Here is a 19,507-nt window from a genome sequence, read left to right as displayed (position 1 = left end):
AAGTTTTGTACCGTCCTGCCGTTGCCGTAGTTTGCTTTAAGGTCAAACACCGGACGGATGCCGATAGCAGCTCTGGCGTTGCCAGCAAGAGTAGCGTTATTCATGCGGGTGGCAGTTAGATTTATATTGCCTCCCGCCTGACGATTCATTTCCCTTAATGCCGCTAAATCCATGCCAATGGCAATGTCGGAGCCTCCTACCGTGATGGTAAGACCCGATACTCCCTTGGCTATGATGGCATCCTGCACTTCCTTTGGCAGATTGACCGTAAGGTTGTTTATGGGATTGCCGCCTGTGCTAATATTTAGCGTGAGGATAATACCGTTTTGCTCGGTGCTATTTTGCATTGCTAGTGCCAGTGCTCTGTCAATAGCATCGGACACGATTTGGTTTGTAATATTGGCTGTGACATTACCGCTTGCATCCACCGTGCCGGGAATATTCACGCTGCCTTGTGTGGGGGCGTTGGGTGCAGATGGAGCAGGAGGTGTGACAACAACACCCGAGCCGTCATTGCCGTCGGAGGAACCGCCGTTGCTATCATCACCGCCATTACCACCTCCACCACTGTTGTAGCTCCAGTTAGCGGTCACTGTTATGTTCTTCGCGGGCATGGTGAAGCTGGTGGTTTTGTTGCTGGCATTGGTGATTGCCACATCCGAGGAAGTCCAGCCCGTAAAGGTGTAGCTGCTGCGACTTCCGGCATAGATGTTGACGGTCGTGCCTTCAGTATAATTACCCACACCTGTTGCACCCGTGCCACCACCATTTAGAGTGACTGTGTAGGTGGGATCAGGATCAGCCGGCTTATCCTTGTAAGTCGCCGCAATGATAATTGCTTCCGCCGGCATGGTAATGATGATTGGGTTGGCGGTAGCATCAGCCAAATCCAATGCCCCGGAGGTGACGACCCACTTGTCGAACAACTTATCCTCTGCTGGGGTGGCTGCAGTGAGGACAACATTCGCACCCTCGGCATATTCACCGGTGCCGGAGCCGTTATTCACGGTCAGGGCATACTTGATTACAGGTGCATCTGTAACGGTAACGGTGGCGGTATCTTTTTTGCTGTTGTCGCCAGTGGCAGTTGCTATGACTGTCAAGGTTACTGCTGTTTCATCCTCTGCAACGGTGAGCATACCGGAGCTGTTGATAGAGGTACCAGCCACGCCACCTGTTACGCTCCATGCCACGGTATCATCAAAAGCACCTGTGCCGGTGACAGTGGCGGTGAAGCCCTGCGTTGCGCCTTTCTGCACGCTGGTGGAATCAGGGGAGACCGTCACACCGGTGATGCTTACGGGAATATCTTCATAAGCAGCAGTTAATGTTACCGCCTCTGCTGGCATCTTGAACTTTACCGTGGGGGTGGTCTTGCTGCCTTCGGTAAACTCAATCCCATCCGCCCCTGTCCATTCCTTGAAACGCTGACCGTCGGGTACCGCATCCGCGGTAATGTTTACAATGGCACCCTCAACATAGTTACCGCTGCCTGCGCCATTGGTTACAGTCAAAGCATAGGTAGTGGCCTTAACTCGCACGGCACTGTCAGTGTCACTACCACTGTACATTAAGTAGCCCGGCTCAGTATCGGGAACCCCATCCACTTTAGTCTTAGGTATGTCATCAACCATGATATAATTGGGAGCGACAATTTCACCATCAATAGTGATTGTACCATCATTTAATACCTTTGCGCCCAACTGACCTGCTGAAATACTTTTTTCTACATAAATAGTCGCGGCATCAGCCTCAACACCTGTTCCGCTTGCAATCACTTCGCCTTTTATATGAATGTATGCCGTATCATAGGCGATTGCACCATAACCATTTTTTCCAGTATCAATTGAATACACATCTTCCAAAATAGTGATTGAGGCTTTGCCATCTGCAAAAGCTGCATAGCCACCAGCCGCTTTGGCTTCAGCACTTGTAACAGTTACGACGGAAGGGGGTAGGTTTTCAGAGAATGCATATACCCCGCAATTCTTTCCTTTTACATTCAGTTCACCCACACCGGAAAGCACAACACGGCCCCCGTTTATTACTTCCAAGGCGGGATGATCCTCGTCCTCGCTATAGATGTTCAGTATAAAGCCATTTAACTCAAAGGTTATTTTTTGATTGTCCAGGACAATACTTTGGTCATGGTCAATGCTCTTTAATAGGCTAATTATTGTTGGTTCCTCTCCATCTATTGGTACATCAGCAAGAGCATCGCCCAAGGTTGCATATCCCTCCTCGCCGATTGCACAGACTGTATTTTGAACCCACACGATTCCGTCACCGGCATTACCGTATTTCAAATAGCCTGGCTTAGCATCATCATGCGTTCCATCGTTTTTGCCTTTTATGTCATAGCTAATCTTGATATAGGTTTCGGCATGAATCATACCATCAATGGTGATTTGAGAGGAGCTTCCAGTTGCCCAAGCACCTATACCGTCCACATTTAGTGCTCTAACATCGCCCTTAATCGAAACTTCACCGCTGTTTACGGCTTGTGCGCCGACAGTCGTGCCAACAACATATCCGTTTACAGTAATTTTGCCCATGCTGGCATTTACACCGTATTGTGCAGTGCCCATTGCATTGGTAACCGTGACGGCAGAGTTGCTATGATCCACATACACCCCTGTGGTTGCGCCGGTCACGTTGAACTCTCCCTCACCGGTATACTCAACCGTTCCATCCGTCGGGTGCTTGGGTAGGTCGGCTGTGGGTGCTGTTTGGGGCAAATAATCGCTCACAACGGCTTTGTCTGTAGTGGGTGGGGTAGTTACTCCTATTGCCGTTACAATTGGCACACGGGGGCAACGTTTGGGATTAACTTCAGAAAAAGAAGAATGCAACAATGCAAAGTCTTTAAGGACTTACATCCTTGCACTCTTGATTTGGTAACTTCCAAAACCATTTGTCACCAACCTTTTCAGAAAGCACACCAAGATTTCTTTTAGCTGTCATCAGTGTTCTAAGTGATATATCCATGTCACTTGCTCGATTCTTAACTTCTTCTGCCGACACAGGCTCTTGCAAAAGGATTTTCAATTCATCTTCCATAATAGTTGTTTTGCTTTTTACAGTTCCGTTGCCACAGAGCAATTCATCAACTGTGGTTTCGCAATAACCTTTCCAACTGAATCCTGTTTCGGGACTGAGTTCAAAGGCAATCGACTTTCCCTCGGGAGCAAGGTTGCTTTTATCGTGAGCAACTATTCTAAGTGTTGGCTCATCTTTTACTCTGCCAACAACCAAAACACTTCTCACTGCTGCACGAATATCTATTGAGCCTAAACCTCTGTAGGCAGATTTTGCACCACCCATTTTGTTCATGTGACCAACAAGAATAACTGCACAACCTGTGCGTTCTGCGAGGAGAGCAAGTCTTTTCATAATGGGTCTGATTTCATTGGCACGGTGCATATCCACATTTTCTCCAAGGTAGGCTTGGATAGGATCCAGTACAATGACCTTAGCGTTTGTTTGGTTGATTGCCTGTTCCAATCGTTTATCAGATAAAGTTAAACCTATTTCATTTTCATCAATCACCATTACTCTTTCACAGTCAGCACCCACAGATAAAAGGCGAGGCTTGATGGTATCTCCAAGACCGTCCTCAGCTGTTTGGTAGATGACATTGATTGGTTCTGAGCCTTGTTCTTCTTCGGGGAGCGGTTCGCCTTTGGTTAAGAGTGCAACAAGAGCAAGTATGAATGTGGTCTTGCCCTCACCGGGGTCACCTTGCACCACGGTGATTTTGCCATACGGAATGTAAGGATACCAAACCCATTTGATATCTTCTATTTCCACATTGCTCATTTTAATTAGCTTGAGTTGTTCCTTACTCAAATTTTCATCCTCCTTTTTCTCGGCTTTGTAGCCGTTTGTGTGATTTGCTTTGAATAACTCATCGACGGAGATATTCCTGTCGGCTGTATTTGAGTTTATATATGCAAAAAGCACCGACCTATCATTTAGATAAGCCGATGCTTTAAGTAATTAGTTAATTATACTCTTGGAAGTTTCAATAAATTATCGTACTCAGTATCATTTGGTTCTGAGCGTACATACTTTTCATTTCTTGAACTTAATGCAGGTACAAGATATGGTTCTGTTCCTCTTTTAACTTTTATCGAATTCGGATATTTTTTCAAGTGATCATATAAATTAGCTTTCTTATAAAATTGATCTGTATCATTACCTTCTAAATAAATTGTATCAATATCAACACAATTATTCGAGTTTTGATATCCGCTGCTCATGTGAATTTTTGTTGCATACATCATAGTTATTTATCTCCTTTATGTTTTGTTTTGTCAATCAATGTGAAAGAACTTGCGCCATTTATTGTTGGTGGAACTTTGTTACCAGCAACAAACGTTACTTCAGTTTTCAGCCCTTTAGGTTTATACTGACCAGATATTTCTACAGTTTCACCCGTTTTTACTGTTTTCTTTGCCATTTTTTTATTTTCCTTTCGTAATATTTATACTTAAAGGATAAATATAAACAGCCTCTATACTACACCTATTCCTTTCACGATGACAAATTCTTATTGCAAAATAAACACAATTATGATATGCTATTGATGTCTAAACAATAGTAAAATAGTATATGTATTTTGCTTTGTCAAAGAATAGAGGCGATGATAGGTGGTACTATCATCGTTTTTTTATCCTAAATATATTTATTTTTTTAGATGCTCATTGTCTACTATGACAATGAGCATCTTTTGTTCATCATCATAAGAAGCAATAAATTGTTGAGCCTTACTAATAAAATCAATGTTAGAAATTTTAGATAAATGCCTTGAAAAATCCCTACATCCAATTCTCACCCAACCATTTTTTTCTTTTTTTTCAAATTCGTAAGATTTTATTTTTGATTGTGGATTATGTGGTTTAATTCCTATTGTTAGTTTTTCTTCATCAAAGCCAATATTAATTAACTCAGGATATCCCAACAACGAACGAGAAAGCTGATTGAAAGCGATCCCTAAAGCCGATAAAGTAACAATCGGAGCACCTGCATTAACATATTCAAAATTAAAATTGTAGTCACTCATAGCGAACACCTCTATCTATTATTACAACTATATTATATATCCATTTTGTTGCAATGTCAACAATCAAAAACGAATTATTCATAATTTTATATCAAACTATAAATTGTAAAAATAAAATATAAAACGCCAACTGTATAATAACGTACAATAACATATAATAACGTATAAAAGTGTAGAACAACATATGACAATAGAAATGTATATTGGTTTAGAACATATCATAATGGTAGTATTTTAACGCTAATATTGCAATGTTGATGCATAACATAAATTCTAATTTATCGTAATGTTACTAAAATTCATCTGTTAAATTGTTGCAGATTATTTATAAATCTATAATTGCGTTAAGTTAAAAAAATAGCGCACAGCTAACCTATAATCGGTTTAAACTGTTCGCCATCTTTTTCCAATATTTCGAGTATCATTTTCGCTCCCATTCGGAAGCCATCAGTAAAGCGTTCCTCACCACTGATGGTGTTGAGTTTCATCTGCTCAGAAATATATTCTTGCAGTAGCTTACGCTGTTCATCGTTAAGTTGTTCCATTAGCTTTTCTTCAAGGGCACTAATCTTTTGCATTGCTTTTTGATAGTCACTACCTTGGACAACTGATTTTGCAACTGGATTTAGGTTGCCTTGGTACAGTTCGCTTAGTATTTTTTCTTTCTGCATTTTCATCTCCTCCTCAAGCACAACACAATACCACAAGAGGGGATGAATAGCTATACAAAAAGATACTGATGTGATAGAATATTTAAAAAGGAGGTTAATTATGCCAAATTATATTAATAACATACGTAAAAGCGGAATAAGTATTTATGAATTAGTTTCACCAGAAAATAAAGATTTGTTTATCCCTACTATTGAACTTGAAAATATTTTAAACAAAGCTTTGTGTGGTATAAGCTTAAATGGCTTAGCACTACGAACACGTTCAAAAGTAGTGAAATCTTCTATATGTGAGGCTTTAGGATACCCTATTCCAAAATCATTTAAAAAGACACAGCCAAGGTTTCCATCCCAAAATTTTGATGTTTATACCCAAAAGTCCATGAACTTGCAAATTTGGAATGAGGAAATAGATCCTACTCGACGCTATGTAATAATTGAAATTGACAACAATGATGTTATGCGCCGTGTAAGAGTATTGACTGGAGATCAGCTTGCTTTTTTTGACAATACTGGAACTCTTACAACAAAGTTTCAAGCAACAATGCGCAATTTTGGTGAAAGCAGATTATTTTCCAACAGAGACACTCAAAATGTATCTTTATTATGTAATAGCACTGTATCTGAAACAATATTTGATGCACCCAATAGTATGCCAAATAGAAGGTCAATGTTGCCAATTTCGCAAATCTATTGCAGACTGTTACCATTAATAGGCAAACGCATCAATAGAATTGATGCCATACAAGAAAGAAATCGAGGTGCTGAACTTCACCGTTTAATCTGTCAGCATCTCGGTTTTAATCACTATGCAGATGATGGAACATACCCAGACATTTTAAATCAATTAGTTGAAATTAAACTGCAAACCTCTCCAACTATTGATTTAGGGTTACATTCTCCAGAAGAAACGAACCCCATATTACAAATAAATGGGAATTTATTTTATAGTTCTGACATTAGATATGTCATTGTAGATGCGAAAGTTGAGGATAACTTTGTAATCTTAAACCATCTTTATGTTGTAAATGGTGAAGATTTTTGCAAATATTTCCCGATGTTTGGTGGTAATATTCAAAATGCAAAGATACAACTTCCTTTGCCTACTAATTTTTTTGATTAGCTAACTGTAAACATTTTTTTAACCAAATCATCTAAATTTTCTTTTTGTGTTTGATCCATCTTATTATCATTAAGTATTTTTTTCACTATACTTATTGCTCTTTGTGCTTCATCTGTTTTAGGATTTGGAATTGGAAACTGACTAACATATTGCGTCATGTATCTTCTTTTTCCAGAGTATAGTTTATTATTAAATTTTATATCATAGAAATCTTCAATAAACTTACTATTTGCTACTGCTAATGCAAGAGCAACTATATCCATTTCAACACCTTGAAAAATATCAATCCAATAGCAGTCACCATTTACTATAGCACCAGATTGGTCTAACCAAAATGTAGGGTGTGCTGCTATATCCCGAAATACAATTTTCATATCTTGCCATATTTCAGGATTTTGTGGCACCCATATTTCATACCAATTTCTTTTGGCCTCTTGAATGTATTTTCGAGAGGCTAACTGTTTTTTATGCTTTTTAAGGTAATCAAGACTTTTAGGGTAAAGAGTCATGTCATAAGCACATTTTTTACCGTCCACTATTTGGTGAGTATATAGAACTTCCCAATGATCATTATTTGAAGCAATAATTTGTCCCGCATTTCTATGAGTTATAAGTGGATGCAGTAGCTCGGGAACTTGGTTACCTGTTCGTTCGACCCAATCATTCCCTATAAAAACATTATCGGCTGTGGTTTTTATGCCTACTCGAATTTTTCCTATCTCAGAAAATGTCTTCCATGTTTTTTGAGAAACCATTTGCAACCATAGGTCTATATCATCAGTAGCTATTGTCCATATATCTGATGAATTATTTATGTTAGAAAGCCTACCTGTTTTTACTCTATAACAATTACCATTAGGCAACTTATAAACTCCTGCATTATCTGTTACCTTGAAAACATTTTCCGCTTCAATTGCACATGCATCGAAATCACATTCATATATAGCTGTGAAAGTTGGCTCTTGCATTTTAGTAGTTGCTTTTTTAAAAACAATGATGCATGGTAGAACGGCAGCATCAAAAAGATGTGTATCACCAAAATCTACAATTTTTCTCAATGTAGTATTTTCAATTAGATAGCTACGTAATTGTGATCCAGACTTGACTGACATAAATTTGTTTGATGTTATAAATCCCGCTATTCCATTAGATGCTAACATTTTTTCAGCTAACATCATAAAAGCATAGTATATATCAACTCTTCCATTCAATCCTAATTTTGCAGACAGCTCTTGTGCCTTATCAGCTCCCAGTATTTGTGTTCGAATATATGGTGGGTTTGCAATTACATAATTAATATTAGAGCATTCTTGTAATGTAGGATTGTTAATTGTATATTCAATAAAATTTTTGCAATGTATTTGGACATTGACATTCGGATATAACATTGTTAAGTTTTCCCTTGTTTTCAATGCAACATTATTATCTGTTTCAAATCCTATTAGGCTTATCGAACAATCTATTTCTTTTAGACGATCAAGCAATGCTACTGCAAGTACTCCATCTCCTATAGCAGGATCTAAAATTCTTATTGATTTAAGATTTGTTTGGGAATCTGCTAACATCATCTCATCTGCCAGATATTCAGCCATTACTGCTGGGGTATAAACTACACCATTGGCTTTATCATAATTAATTGATTTGTATCGACTCACATATTCACCTCGTTTCCAAGAAATATTATACACTATTTTTGATATGAAAGCTATGAGAAGAACTTAATCTTCTTAAATTAAAAAGAAAAGATGCCTGCTGGCTACATTGTTTTGCAAGCATCTTTTTTGTATGAATCTTACGTAATGTGATATAAGCCCATAAAGACTATTTGTGCTTAAGATTAGTTGTCCTTTTTCTATTTCCACCGTCCTTATGCAAGTATCTGCCAAATATAAGTCGGTGCGGTAATCGTGAAAATTAAACAAGCAAATAGAATTGCTGGGCCAGTCCATTCAAACTGACCACTTTTTCGATAATCAAAGTACGCCATCCCCAATTTGGCAAAGAAAAACACTGCCAATATGAGGTCGATTGCAGGGAATACAACCTTATTTACTACGGTTTTAATCTGCCCTGAAGCATCATTCCAAGTTCCCTCAATGGCTCCGGCAACATCCCCCGCAGCAAAAGCTGTGGTGCTAAAAGCAAGGCACACAATCACTGCAATCACAATGCAGAATACTATTTTTTTGTTTTTTGTCATACATTTATTCCTTTCATTTTAAGGGTTCAGAGGACCGATATGCCAGTCATCCCAAACAGATCCTCTGATGTTTAATGTGTTGGTTAGGTTAGATGAAAGCATACCCACGGGTGTCCAACTATCAATTACCCAAGTGTTCACCTCATAGTTTCCGTTTGGAAACCACACAGGTGTGAAGTGGGTTCTGTTTTTGTAGGTGGAGTAGTTATTTTTCTTAAACTCAAAGCTGCCACCGCTCATTCTTTCAAGCAATCTCCAGTAGGTCTTGTAGCCAAACTCTGGGAAATAGCTGACAGCATTTTGTGGCTTGGAAACTGCTGAGGACTGGTTGGTGCTGACCGATGCCGACACCTTTTGGTTGATACCATATCCACTTTTCATAGTAGAGCCTGTGGCTGTTGGATTTTTGCTGTCACAGGTAATATTCATATTGGCAGAAAAGGAAGCATAGTAGCGGTTCAAATCAAACTCCCACCATCCCTCATCTACCCAGTTTGACACCCAATAACTGCTTGAATGGGAATTGCCCTCACTATCCGTCCAATCATCTGACTCCCAATGACCTCTGTCCACCCAGTACTCTTGCCACCACGGACGCCACACCGACCAATCTGCTCTTTTCTTTTCTGCCCTTGTAGGGACAGATTCTTGGCAGAAGCTATCGTTACGATCATCGGCAACAGGGTTCGGAGGTGGATTCTTATCAAGGTCAACAATCTTGTAGTTGATAGTAGTTTTATCTGTACCACCCGGGCCACGAACAGAAACATTAGTAACCATATCCTGCTCGGTAGCCGGGGTAGTCCATTTTACCCAAGCAAGTTGACTATCGCCATCGGGGTAATAGACATTGCCCACATTATAGGTTCTACCTCCAATACTGAAGCTAACTGTTGTAGGATTATCGGGATCAGACTGCCCACCACTGACAGTTACAGCTGTGATGACCTCGGTGTTTACTCGATATTCATAGTCATAGGAGGACACCACAGGCTTTTCGGGCTGCTCGGTAAATCTGACGATGCCAAGACCGAGAGAGGACTTGATATCTGCATTAGATACAGTTTTAGTGGTACTGCCACTCCATGCAGGATAGCCGAGGTCAGATACTTCGAGAAACATGGCAAGAGGTAGGTTCTTATGAGATAATGATGCCATTCGTCTGCGAAGCAGACCACTGACTTGCTCATCATAGATAGCCGCTTCGGTTGCTGTTGTTAAAACCATAACACCCTCAAACTTATAAAAGGCAAATGGCTCTATCAACAACTTGTATTTACCACTGATGAGCACATCGTAGTTCATCCCTGTCTGATTGGCAATTAATTTAATTGTGTATTCAGAACAAAAATATTTCTTTATAGCATCAATGTTGTTGCTACCATTGGTGCTTATAATTTTTGGCATAGCCTGTACAGGATTAATGCAAGTATATCCACCTTGTTGCGGGGAAAGTGCCTTACCATTGCTGTATTGAATCTTGCTTACTTTACCAAAGTTGTATATTGAGGAGCTTGGTGTGCGGTTACTGATATCTATGGGTGTAGTAACCGCAGTGTGGGTGTCTGATTTTACCACTGTTACTCTTACTCCTTCGTTACCCAGTGACCACACATTGGTGCTTGTGCCGCTTTCCATATCGCCGCCGCCACCGTCAATGTTTCCATCTCCCACAGCAAAAGCAGGGACAGAAAAACTACAAACAATGGCAAGGGTTAGGCAGAGTGCTGTTAGAATTTTTTTCATCTAATCTCCTTTCCACAAAGAAAAATGCACTGCTTGACTGCAGCGCATTTTTCTTAGCTTATTATATATATTCAGTCCATAATGCCGACTTGTTTATTGATATCTCCGTCGCTGTCACCTTTAATGGTTTGGTTATCGCCCATATTAGGCACATTATCGAAGCCCGGCAAGCCACCGGTTGGATTGTTTGGCTTTTCTGCGGGCTTATCCTGTGTCTGCGGAGGAGTGGGGTTTTCCTCAGTAGGTTTATCCACTTTCTCTCTATTCGGTTTCTGCTCTGGGTTAGTAAGTTCTTCCGCGGTATAGGTAGGCTTTTGGGGGATGTCAGATTGAATTGTTTGGTCGGTGCCCTTGTCATTGCCATGTGTATTTTCTGTTTCCTGTGGGATTTCGATGTCGGGGACCACAATTTTATTTTCTTTTTCTGTGGTATCGGGTGTTTCTACCACAATGCTTTGGGGTTCAGTGCTGCTGTCGAGAATATTCACATCGTCAGTGGCAGGAGTTCTAAATGCTCCTGAAATAAGGATTACAAGCACTGCACTGATGGCAAGACCACCTGTTATTACAAGTCTTTTCTTGGTTTTATCTGTTATATTTTTCATAAGGTTTTTCCTCCTGTATTTTTGTTAAGGCAAACACTACCACACAAAGCAAATAATAGCTACTGAAAGATGATAGTTAAGGAAAAGTTAAAATATAGGGGTGTACCCGGCACTGTTTTTCACCTTAATTCTCATAGGTGCCAATAACTTTCCACCAAAGGAAACAGGCACTTCGAGCATGATAGAACTATCTACCTTAAATCTGTTTCCCTCACGATCTGCTGCGGCAAGTGGTGCGTTTTCAATATCTACATTGAGATTCCACACCTTAAATTGCACCTCGGTGGTATCGCTTGCAAATTTCACATGGTAACCATTTTCAATGTAAAGTCCAAGGATTGTATCCATTTTATCATAAATATCGCCATAGTCCAAGGATAGTAGGTGCTGCCTTTGAGTGGCATATACAGCTTGAGAGTTTGTGTTTGTTGTGACGAAATTTCAATACCGATCTCAGAAAGCATTTCAGCGAGATCTTGGTTATAGCCATGATAGACAAGATATCCTGCGCTTGTAAATGCGCCGTTTTCACATTTCAGTCTTTGACTGCCGTACCGTTCAAAGTCGATATATTCCTCTAAGTTATCATCATACTCAAAGTGGCCGCTATCACAGATCATATATCTGCCGTAGTCCTTTGCATTATAAATTCCATCGAACATTTCAAATTCATAGGCACTATCGAAAATTGCATCAAGGTCTTTCATGGTTTGCGGCTGTAAATCACCTGTAAGATTGTTGAAATATGGCATTTCTTTACTACCCATTTCAGCAATTCTCTTGGCAATATGATTGATGCCGTCAAGCTGTTCTTGACTGTTTTTCGGTAAGGCTTTTAGGATATTCTTCATCTCATCATTAAATAGGCTGCTGTCCATTGTGATCTCGCACTCGGAAACATCTCTTGCACCCAATCGTTCCAATGCCTTGGTAAGCTCCGTTTCCGCATAGGGTAGATAGAGGTATTCCGCAAAGCCATCCTTGCTCAGCGTGAGGGTTCCCATATTTTCTTCCCAGTAATATTCGGGGAAATGGGTGCCGTCATAGGCCTGTTCAAACTCATTTTTGTTTTTGTAAATAATGCCGTATGGGATTACCAACGGATTAGGGTTATCGGCAAGCACCTTTTTGAAATATTCCTCGCCATTCAGTCGGTTTAATTCCTCCATAGTCACGCCGCCACGCTCTACGAGGTACATACTCTTGCCTATGGCGTCAAGGTCGCTGAAATCGCTCACAACTCTGGCACAGTGGGTGTTAAAGGTGAGATTGATGAGGCTGTCAATATCTTCAATCTGTTCGCCGTAAGCTACTGCATAGAATGTGGTCATTTCCTTTCCGTCAAAGCTGTCCAGTCTTTTGGCAAGGTAATTGAGTTTGTCCAGATTAAAAGTCTTGTTCTGGAGTAGAGCATTGGCTCTGTCATCCATATACACACTATCGACTGTTATCTCAGCTTGACTGTTATTGGAGATACCGAGAACCTCACAAAGCTTGTCGATTTGTTCTTCACTGCAAGGTATTGTAAAACCTGTGGTGCTGTCTTTTGTTTTAATTCTAATATTCAATTTTTGTTCCTCCATTTCTGATTTAGGCTATAAAAAAGAGCCACTTCAAATTGAAGTGACTCTAAGCGTTAGCTTTCATATAGATTTGTGATTTCCAAACCATTTGTTTTTGCATAGTTTACTGTGTACGCTGTTCCGCCTGATCCACCGTCATAATAGGCAATCATCTTGCTACATCGGTCTACCATATATCGGTTGCGTTCATGGTAACAGCCTTGCTTGTAGTGCGTATTTAGTGTAACGACCTCATCACAGTAGGGCAGAGTATAGTCAAAGTAAAGTTCTCTGTCTTTCTCGCTCCATCGAGAAGCTTGCTCCCCAAATGGAATCACTGCTACAAGTTTGAGTGGCTTTTGTCTTGGCTCATTCAGTGAAATGACCTTTTTCCTTCGTAGCACCATTTGGGCAGCAAGTAAATCAAATCCATAGCAGGCTCCCATATAGAAGGTATCAATGCCGTTTTCGATTGCATTGTCAATTTCAGCTAAAAGCTTTCGTTTCAGATGCTCCATTTCTTGCTCTGTCTTAGGTAGCTTTTCACTGCGATGACCGGTGAAACAGAGTGAATGTTCTTTTGTTTGCATATTATCTTTCCTTTCAAATAATACTATATACATAGTATCTATATATGTGTAAATAGTCAAGCGTAACAAATTCAGATAGACTATTTATAGAGAGGTGAGAAATATGAGTAACGCAAATTCTATTTTTGAGATAAAAGACTATGGCAAAATATCCTTTCATATTAAGGAAATCATGGATAAGAAGAGCTTAACACGCAGTGCTTTAGCTCGTCTTGCTGATGTTCGTTTTGAGGTCGCTGACAAATGGTACAACGGAAACATAGAGCGTATGGATGTTGATGTGCTGACTCGTATCTGTTTTGTTTTAGACTGCGACATCAGTGATTTAATGACCTATTCAAAGTAACGATAAGAGTCTCTTTCGACAGGCTCTTTTTTACTGATTCACAGTCATAATCTCATCGCCATATCTCTCAATTAAGAAAGCCTGTATAATGGTTTTAAAGGCAACCTCACCAATCAGAGTTTTATCGGCAAGCTCATTTTCCTTGATGTGGAGCTTACCGCTTGCAATGGTTTTGGCTGCTTGAAATAACGCATAACAGGTTGTGTTAATGCCGGTGAGAGTGATTTCCGATAGTGCAATTTTGTTTGGATAGATGTGATCTTTTGCTCTATCCCAAAGCTGTTCATTGGCTGTCAGTAAATACAGCAGTGCAAGGTTTTGTTTCTTTGTGCTTTGCAAAAGGGCGCTACCTTGTGCAAGACATAAATATCTATCCTTGTGATAGGAGGACATGAACCATTCGCCGGTGAAGCTGCGGAACAAACCTCGGAGTCGTTTCTTGAAAAAGAAGTCATCTGAGTCCCAAAAGCTATCCTTGATAAAATCAGCATATCCGATTTGACCAAAATCTGCTCTCTCCAAAAGATATGGGCACTGTAACCTTCGGCAGCCGCCCTTGCTGTATTCACTGCAATAGATACACCTCTTGAATTCTTCCTTTTCGTCAATTGTTTTCTGTCCTATGATAAACATTCCTTTCGTTCTCGGTAAAAAATTAGGAACAGACATCATCATCTGTTCCATTTCTTGTAATCTCGTGCCGTACATAAAGCTACGTGACATTGTTCTCATTCCTTTCGATTTAATTTGGGGTGGAAATAAACAAAGACCAAGTCTTTGGATTTCTCCATAGACTTGGCCTTAATTTGAAGTAGCGCCTTTTTGAAACCCTCGTTAAATCTTTTGGTTAAAAAGGGCGCTACCCATATATGTGAGGGGTAACAGCTGTATTTCAGGTTATATTCATTGATTTTAGTTCCTTTCTTCTAAAACGCAAAAAAGGCCCTGATTTCTTATTATTGAAATCAGGGCCTTACTTATATTTTATTCGATTGTTATGAGTGGCGCCCTTTTACACAGGGTGCAACAAAGTGGCTTAAACACTGGGTTTTTCAGCACTCTCAAAAAAGGGCGTTACTTTTTATTTTGCCACTATGTACTGTGCTTTTGGAGCTTATTATGTGCAAAATCGTGATAGTTCAAATACACTGACAGCCGAAAATCGAAGTTTTCACATCCACGAAAATGACTTGCAAAAAAACGCTTATTTTTTGAGAAAAAATGCTTGTAAATAGCGATGTCATCGGCATTTCTGCCGATGACATCTTTTACTACCATTTCTTATGGTGCGGATGAAGTGACTTGAACACTCACGGGGGTAATCCACTAGAGCCTAAATCTAGCGCGTCTGCCAATTCCGCCACATCCGCAATTGCAAGAGTTATTCTATCATAGAACACCATGTTTCGTCAAGTGCAATTGCGAGAATTCCTGTAGATTGTACTATTTTGTATGGATAACACCGCAATCCAGCATCGATTGCGCTGCAAGTAAAATACCCATCTTACCGCTGTGGTAGGTGAGCCCGCCCTGTAGCCACACCGCATAAGGCTCGCGAATTGGGCCATCGGCAGAAAGCTCGATAGACGCCCCCATCGTAAATGCGCCTGCCGCCATAATGACAGGGCTTTCGTAGCCCGGCATTTCCCACGGTTCAGGCTGTACAAACGCATCTACCGGCGAACCTTTTTGTACGCCCTGGCAAAATGCTACCAAACCGGTATCGCTGCCCAGCGTCACCGCCTGAATAATATCGGTACGCGGTTCATCGTACTTCGGGTACACCTCGTACCCGAGCAGGTCAAAATATGCCGACGCAAACACCGCGGTTTTGAGCGCGCTTGCCACTACATCGGGTGCAAAGAACAGCCCCATAAACATATTGCGCGTCTGCCCCAGCGTACAGCCAACCTCCTTGCCCATACCCGGCGAGGTAAGCCGATAGGCGCAAAGCTCCACCAGGTCTTTTCTACCCGCTATGTACCCGCCGGTCTGCGCAATGCCGCCGCCCGCATTTTTAATCAGCGAACCGATGATAAGATCTGCACCCGCCTGTGTGGGTTCCCTCTCCTCAGCAAACTCACCGTAGCAATTATCCACCATAATGATTGCATCGGGGTTGCCCATACGTACCGTTTTACACAGCTTTTCAATTTCGGAGATGCGCAGCGAGGGGCGCAATGCATACCCGCGTGAGCGCTGGATGTACGCAACCTTTACGCCTTTTACCGCCTCTGCCATCTTCTCGTAGTCGGGCGTACCGTCGGGTAATGGGTCGAGCTGGCGGTACTGCACACCAAAATCTTTGAGTGAGCCTGTGTTTTCGCCGCGGATGCCGATGACCTCTTCCATGGTATCATACGGCGCACCGGTGATGGAAAGCAACACGTCGCCGGGGCGAAGAACACCAAACAACGCAGTGGTGAGTGCATGCGTGCCCGACACAAAATTGTGCCGTACCAATGCGTCTTCGCACCCTGTTATCTCAGCAAATACGGCATCAAGCACCTCACGGCCGCGGTCACCGTAGCCATAGCCGGTGCTGCCTGCAAAATGGGTTTCACTCACTCCCTGACGATTGAATGCCGACAACACCTTAAGCTGATTGTATTCGGCAATCTCATCTATCTCTGCAAAGCGAGCCGCACATTTTGTCTCCGCCTGTTTCGCTGTTTCCTTTAAATACGAATCAATTTGAAAAAAGTTTTGTTCCATGTTTCTATCCTTATTTTTTAATATTCTTGATGCAGCTTTATTTCAATGAATTTTTCGGTTTCCTCAAAGCCCAGCCTGCGGTAGAGCCGGCCGGCACTCTCGTTAAGCGCCACAATTTGCGGTAAACGCCCGTCACTTTGAATGCGTGCAATCAGCGTTTTTAAAATTTCGGTTGCAAGCCCTCTTCCCCGCTGCTCGGGTATTGTCGCAACCGAACCGATCACCGCAGTTTGCGGGTTCTGGTAGTATACGCCCGCCGTAGCCGCCAATGTAGGTACCTCCCGCCCGTTTTGGGCACAATTACCGTCATTGTAGATGCCATAGACATAGGCAAGCTCACGGCGTATTTTCAATGATATATCGCAATACCAAAGTTCAAATACCGCGTTTTGCATGTTTTCAAATGTGGCTTGCAGCAGTGGGAAAACGTGGTCCAGCTTTGGAGCAGTTTCTACCTGTCTGGTGGGCTGCACCTGCGTGCCACTGTAGCACATTACCGTCGCGGCGGTATAATCGCCCCGAAGCCCCAGCCGCTGTGCTGCCGGCTCTGCACACACCACTGTATGGCAGCCGCACATACGAATAAACTGGCGCAGCTCGGCGGGGTCAAACTGCTTGTCATCTATGGTGAGCACACCGTCACAGTTTGAAAGCAAGGTGCCTTCCTCGGTGCGGTAGAAGTAGGGCGGGTTGGGCAAGTCTTTATACGCAATCCATTGTGTATAAATCCTGGCATTGTATACCGATTGTGTGCATATCACCTCATCTGCAAGCCTAATCAAGGGCAGACATCTCCCTGCTCAGCCTTGCCACCAAAGCTCTTGTGTGCTCTATATCTGTTATTTTCAACACACAGGAGGGTGAATGCAGGTAACGGCAGGGCATCGATACCGCAATACACCGCACACCGCCGCGCGAGCACTGAATGGAGCGTGAATCGTTGCCGCCATACACGCCCTCTTTGGTTTGCACCGGAATATTCTCTTTGCTGCCTATTTCCATCGCCAATTGATACAACCCGCTATCGTAGATGGTACCGCGGTCCATAAAACCTACAACAGGCCCCTTGCCAACCGAGCACACCTTTTTTGCGTCGGGTACGCCGCCCACGTCACCCGCTGTGGTGGTTTCCACCACAATTGCACAGTCAGGGTCGGCTGCAAATGCTGCTGTCTTTGCCCCAACCGTGCCGATTTCCTCCTGTACTGTAAAGGCAAACCATGTATCATATTCCAGCTCACCTTTAATCATGTCAATCAAAATCGCACAGCCCGCTCTGTCATCCAGCGCACGCGCCTTAATCATTCCGTCACCGAAGTGGACAAAGTCGCTGTCATACACCGCACGGTCGCCCATGCGTACATATTGCTCTGCCTCAGCCTTATCTTTTGCACCGATATCGATATACAGGGCATCGGTCTCAATCACCTTGTCTTTTTCGGCAGCCTCCAGCAAATGCACCGGGCGCGCACCGATTACGCCGTACACACCGTTGTCACCCACCAGCACCGATTTACCGATAATGACGCGCGAATCAATGCCACCCACGGTTGAGAACTTAAGCAGCCCGCTATCGTCAATGTAGGTGATAATAAACCCCACTTCATCCATATGTGCAGCGAGCAGCACCTTTTTCTTGGGGCGCTTTGCACCCTTTTTCAACACGAGCAGGTTGCCCACATTGTCGATGTGGTACTCACAGTGCCCGTCAATTTCTTTCATAATAAACTCCGCCACAGCGGCTTCATCGCCCGAAACACCTTTTAACAGGCTCAGGCGCTCGATTAAATCAATCATTTGTGCGCCTCCTCCGTTTTGATAAATTCTACAATGAGTTTCGCGGTGTTCTCGATATCGCCTACGCTCACTTTTTCAACAGGCGTATGCATGTAATGTTGAGGAATGGAGAGCAAACTTGTAGCAACACCCGCGCCGCTGGGCACAATTCCGTCGGCGTTGGTGCCGGTGGTGCCGCCCATCACCTCAAGCTGATAGGGAATGCCGCATTCTTTCGCAATTTCAATCATACGGTCGCTCATATGCTTGCTGAGGATCGGTGCAATCCCAATCATTGGGCCCTTGCAGAGGTCACCGCATTTGTGGCGGGGCGCGTCCGGGGTGTAGCCAAAGCTGACATCCACCGTGATGCAATGGGTGGGTGCGACAGAAAACGCTGCTGTTTTAGCGCCGGCCGCGCCAGTTTCCTCCTGCGTGGTGAGGGTGAGTGTAATACCGCAGTCAAGGTCGGTATCCGCCAGAAGCTGCACGGCACGAATTACCGCGGCACAGCCCGCTCTGTCATCCAACGCTTTGCTCGTGATGAGGTCGCCAAGCATCTCACGGCTGCGCGCTTTGATGGTGACACGGTCGCCAAGGCATACCGCCGCCTGCGCCTGCTCGCGGTTCATACCAATGTCGATGTACAAATCATCTATTTTCGGGTTCTTTTTTTCGCCGTCCCCCTGCAGGTGCGGCGGGGTAGAGCAGATAATACCGGTGAGCGGCTGTTTGCCGTGTACCACCACTTCAGAGGCGAGCAGCAGCCGGCGGTCAATTCCGCCGACAATGCTCACCTTGAGAAAGCCATCCGAATCGATGTAGGTGACAATCATACCGATCTCATCAATATGCGCATCGAGCATATAGTGGCGCGCACCCTGCTTTGCCTCACGCACACTGCAAATGAGGTTGCCAAGGTTGTCGATCCGTACGGCTCCGTACGGGGCAAGAATGTCAGCCGCCAATGAAGTGACGTTGTTCTCTGCACCCGAAACACCTACAGCGGCCGCCAGCTGTAGGGTAAGTTCTTTTATATCCATTGCGTTTATCCCCCTCATGGTGCTATTTTACATCAGTTGCCAATGCTTGCTTTTCTGGTTTGTTGCGA

At 42.8% G+C, this 19,507-nt stretch carries 20 protein-coding genes and 1 tRNA gene; 2 read left to right on the top strand and 19 right to left on the bottom strand.

The window, feature by feature from the left end; translation table 11 throughout:
* The 6 genes from RTV33_RS09070 to RTV33_RS09045 all read right to left on the bottom strand — a co-directional run.
* The coding region (locus tag RTV33_RS09070; protein ID WP_312643600.1) for an InlB B-repeat-containing protein at positions 1-2,807 on the bottom strand (2,807 nt) is incomplete at its 3' end.
* 58 nt (positions 2,808-2,865) lie between these two features.
* Positions 2,866-3,819: an AAA family ATPase gene (locus RTV33_RS09065; RefSeq protein ID WP_312643608.1), complete on the bottom strand. Its 954-nt coding sequence runs from the start codon at positions 3,817-3,819 to the stop codon at positions 2,866-2,868.
* A gap of 188 nt (positions 3,820-4,007) precedes the next feature.
* Complete coding sequence (locus RTV33_RS09060; RefSeq protein WP_312643599.1) at positions 4,008-4,286, bottom strand: DUF3892 domain-containing protein; 279 nt, start codon at positions 4,284-4,286, stop codon at positions 4,008-4,010.
* 2 nt (positions 4,287-4,288) lie between these two features.
* The gene (locus tag RTV33_RS09055) at positions 4,289-4,462 is read right to left on the bottom strand and encodes a hypothetical protein (protein WP_312643598.1); all 174 of its coding nucleotides are present in this window, start codon (positions 4,460-4,462) and stop codon (positions 4,289-4,291) included.
* 225 nt (positions 4,463-4,687) lie between these two features.
* The gene (locus tag RTV33_RS09050; RefSeq protein ID WP_312643597.1) at positions 4,688-5,065 is read right to left on the bottom strand and encodes a hypothetical protein; all 378 of its coding nucleotides are present in this window, start codon (positions 5,063-5,065) and stop codon (positions 4,688-4,690) included.
* A gap of 368 nt (positions 5,066-5,433) precedes the next feature.
* Positions 5,434-5,736 carry a DUF6809 family protein gene (locus RTV33_RS09045; RefSeq protein ID WP_312643595.1) on the bottom strand — a complete coding sequence of 101 codons (303 nt, stop codon included), beginning with the start codon at positions 5,734-5,736 and terminating at the stop codon, positions 5,434-5,436.
* A 100-nt stretch (positions 5,737-5,836) separates the two neighbouring features.
* Between RTV33_RS09045 and RTV33_RS09040 the strand changes: the two genes are divergently transcribed.
* Complete coding sequence (locus RTV33_RS09040) at positions 5,837-6,856, top strand: hypothetical protein (RefSeq protein ID WP_312643594.1); 1,020 nt, start codon at positions 5,837-5,839, stop codon at positions 6,854-6,856.
* On the opposite strand, the gene RTV33_RS09035 is transcribed toward RTV33_RS09040, so the two are convergent.
* The 7 genes from RTV33_RS09035 to RTV33_RS09005 form a co-directional block, all read right to left on the bottom strand.
* On the bottom strand, positions 6,853-8,511 hold the full coding sequence (locus tag RTV33_RS09035) for an Eco57I restriction-modification methylase domain-containing protein (protein WP_312643593.1): 1,659 nt from the start codon (positions 8,509-8,511) through the stop codon (positions 6,853-6,855). The two genes, RTV33_RS09040 and RTV33_RS09035, sit on opposite strands and share 4 nt — an antisense overlap.
* A 212-nt stretch (positions 8,512-8,723) precedes the next feature.
* Complete coding sequence (locus RTV33_RS09030) at positions 8,724-9,056, bottom strand: DUF3852 domain-containing protein (protein ID WP_312643592.1); 333 nt, start codon at positions 9,054-9,056, stop codon at positions 8,724-8,726.
* A gap of 18 nt (positions 9,057-9,074) precedes the next feature.
* The gene (locus RTV33_RS09025; RefSeq protein WP_312643591.1) at positions 9,075-10,802 is read right to left on the bottom strand and encodes a hypothetical protein; all 1,728 of its coding nucleotides are present in this window, start codon (positions 10,800-10,802) and stop codon (positions 9,075-9,077) included.
* A 71-nt stretch (positions 10,803-10,873) separates the two neighbouring features.
* Positions 10,874-11,407 (bottom strand): DUF6550 family protein, encoded by a 534-nt coding sequence (locus RTV33_RS09020; protein ID WP_312643590.1) that lies wholly within the window; start codon positions 11,405-11,407, stop codon positions 10,874-10,876.
* Positions 11,408-11,494: 87 nt separating this feature from the next.
* The gene (locus RTV33_RS09015) at positions 11,495-11,755 is read right to left on the bottom strand and encodes a hypothetical protein (RefSeq protein WP_312643588.1); all 261 of its coding nucleotides are present in this window, start codon (positions 11,753-11,755) and stop codon (positions 11,495-11,497) included.
* Positions 11,710-12,975: an antirestriction protein ArdA gene (locus RTV33_RS09010; protein ID WP_312643587.1), complete on the bottom strand. Its 1,266-nt coding sequence runs from the start codon at positions 12,973-12,975 to the stop codon at positions 11,710-11,712. Before RTV33_RS09010 ends, RTV33_RS09015 begins: the two co-directional genes overlap by 46 nt.
* Positions 12,976-13,043: 68 nt before the next feature.
* Complete coding sequence (locus RTV33_RS09005; RefSeq protein ID WP_312643585.1) at positions 13,044-13,559, bottom strand: SLOG family protein; 516 nt, start codon at positions 13,557-13,559, stop codon at positions 13,044-13,046.
* Positions 13,560-13,662: 103 nt separating this feature from the next.
* Here RTV33_RS09005 and RTV33_RS09000 point away from each other — a divergent pair, with 103 nt between their 5' ends.
* A complete protein-coding gene (locus RTV33_RS09000; RefSeq protein ID WP_312643584.1) occupies positions 13,663-13,905 on the top strand; it encodes a helix-turn-helix transcriptional regulator in 243 nt (80 codons plus the stop codon).
* A gap of 30 nt (positions 13,906-13,935) precedes the next feature.
* Here RTV33_RS09000 and RTV33_RS08995 read toward each other — a convergent pair whose 3' ends face one another.
* From RTV33_RS08995 to RTV33_RS08970, 6 genes are all read right to left on the bottom strand, one after another.
* A complete protein-coding gene (locus RTV33_RS08995; RefSeq protein ID WP_312643582.1) occupies positions 13,936-14,628 on the bottom strand; it encodes a hypothetical protein in 693 nt (230 codons plus the stop codon).
* Positions 14,629-15,189: 561 nt separating this feature from the next.
* Positions 15,190-15,275: transfer RNA gene (locus RTV33_RS08990), tRNA-Leu, on the bottom strand.
* Between the two features lie 73 nt (positions 15,276-15,348).
* Positions 15,349-16,620: a methionine gamma-lyase family protein gene (locus RTV33_RS08985; protein WP_312643580.1), complete on the bottom strand. Its 1,272-nt coding sequence runs from the start codon at positions 16,618-16,620 to the stop codon at positions 15,349-15,351.
* A 17-nt stretch (positions 16,621-16,637) separates the two neighbouring features.
* Positions 16,638-17,402: a GNAT family N-acetyltransferase gene (locus RTV33_RS08980; protein WP_312643578.1), complete on the bottom strand. Its 765-nt coding sequence runs from the start codon at positions 17,400-17,402 to the stop codon at positions 16,638-16,640.
* Positions 17,395-18,417, bottom strand: coding sequence for a M42 family peptidase (locus RTV33_RS08975; protein WP_312643576.1), 1,023 nt, complete (start codon positions 18,415-18,417; stop codon positions 17,395-17,397). Before RTV33_RS08975 ends, RTV33_RS08980 begins: the two co-directional genes overlap by 8 nt.
* Positions 18,414-19,439: a M20/M25/M40 family metallo-hydrolase gene (locus RTV33_RS08970; protein WP_312643575.1), complete on the bottom strand. Its 1,026-nt coding sequence runs from the start codon at positions 19,437-19,439 to the stop codon at positions 18,414-18,416. The genes RTV33_RS08975 and RTV33_RS08970 overlap by 4 nt, the downstream gene beginning before the upstream one ends.
* Between the last annotated feature and the right edge of the window lie 68 nt (positions 19,440-19,507).

Origin of the sequence: Hydrogenoanaerobacterium sp. (genome assembly GCF_032017025.1) — a bacterium.
Lineage (GTDB): Bacteria > Bacillota > Clostridia > Oscillospirales > Ruminococcaceae > Hydrogenoanaerobacterium.
Note: the sequence above shows the minus strand (reverse complement) of the source record. Positions and strands in the feature narration are given on the sequence as shown.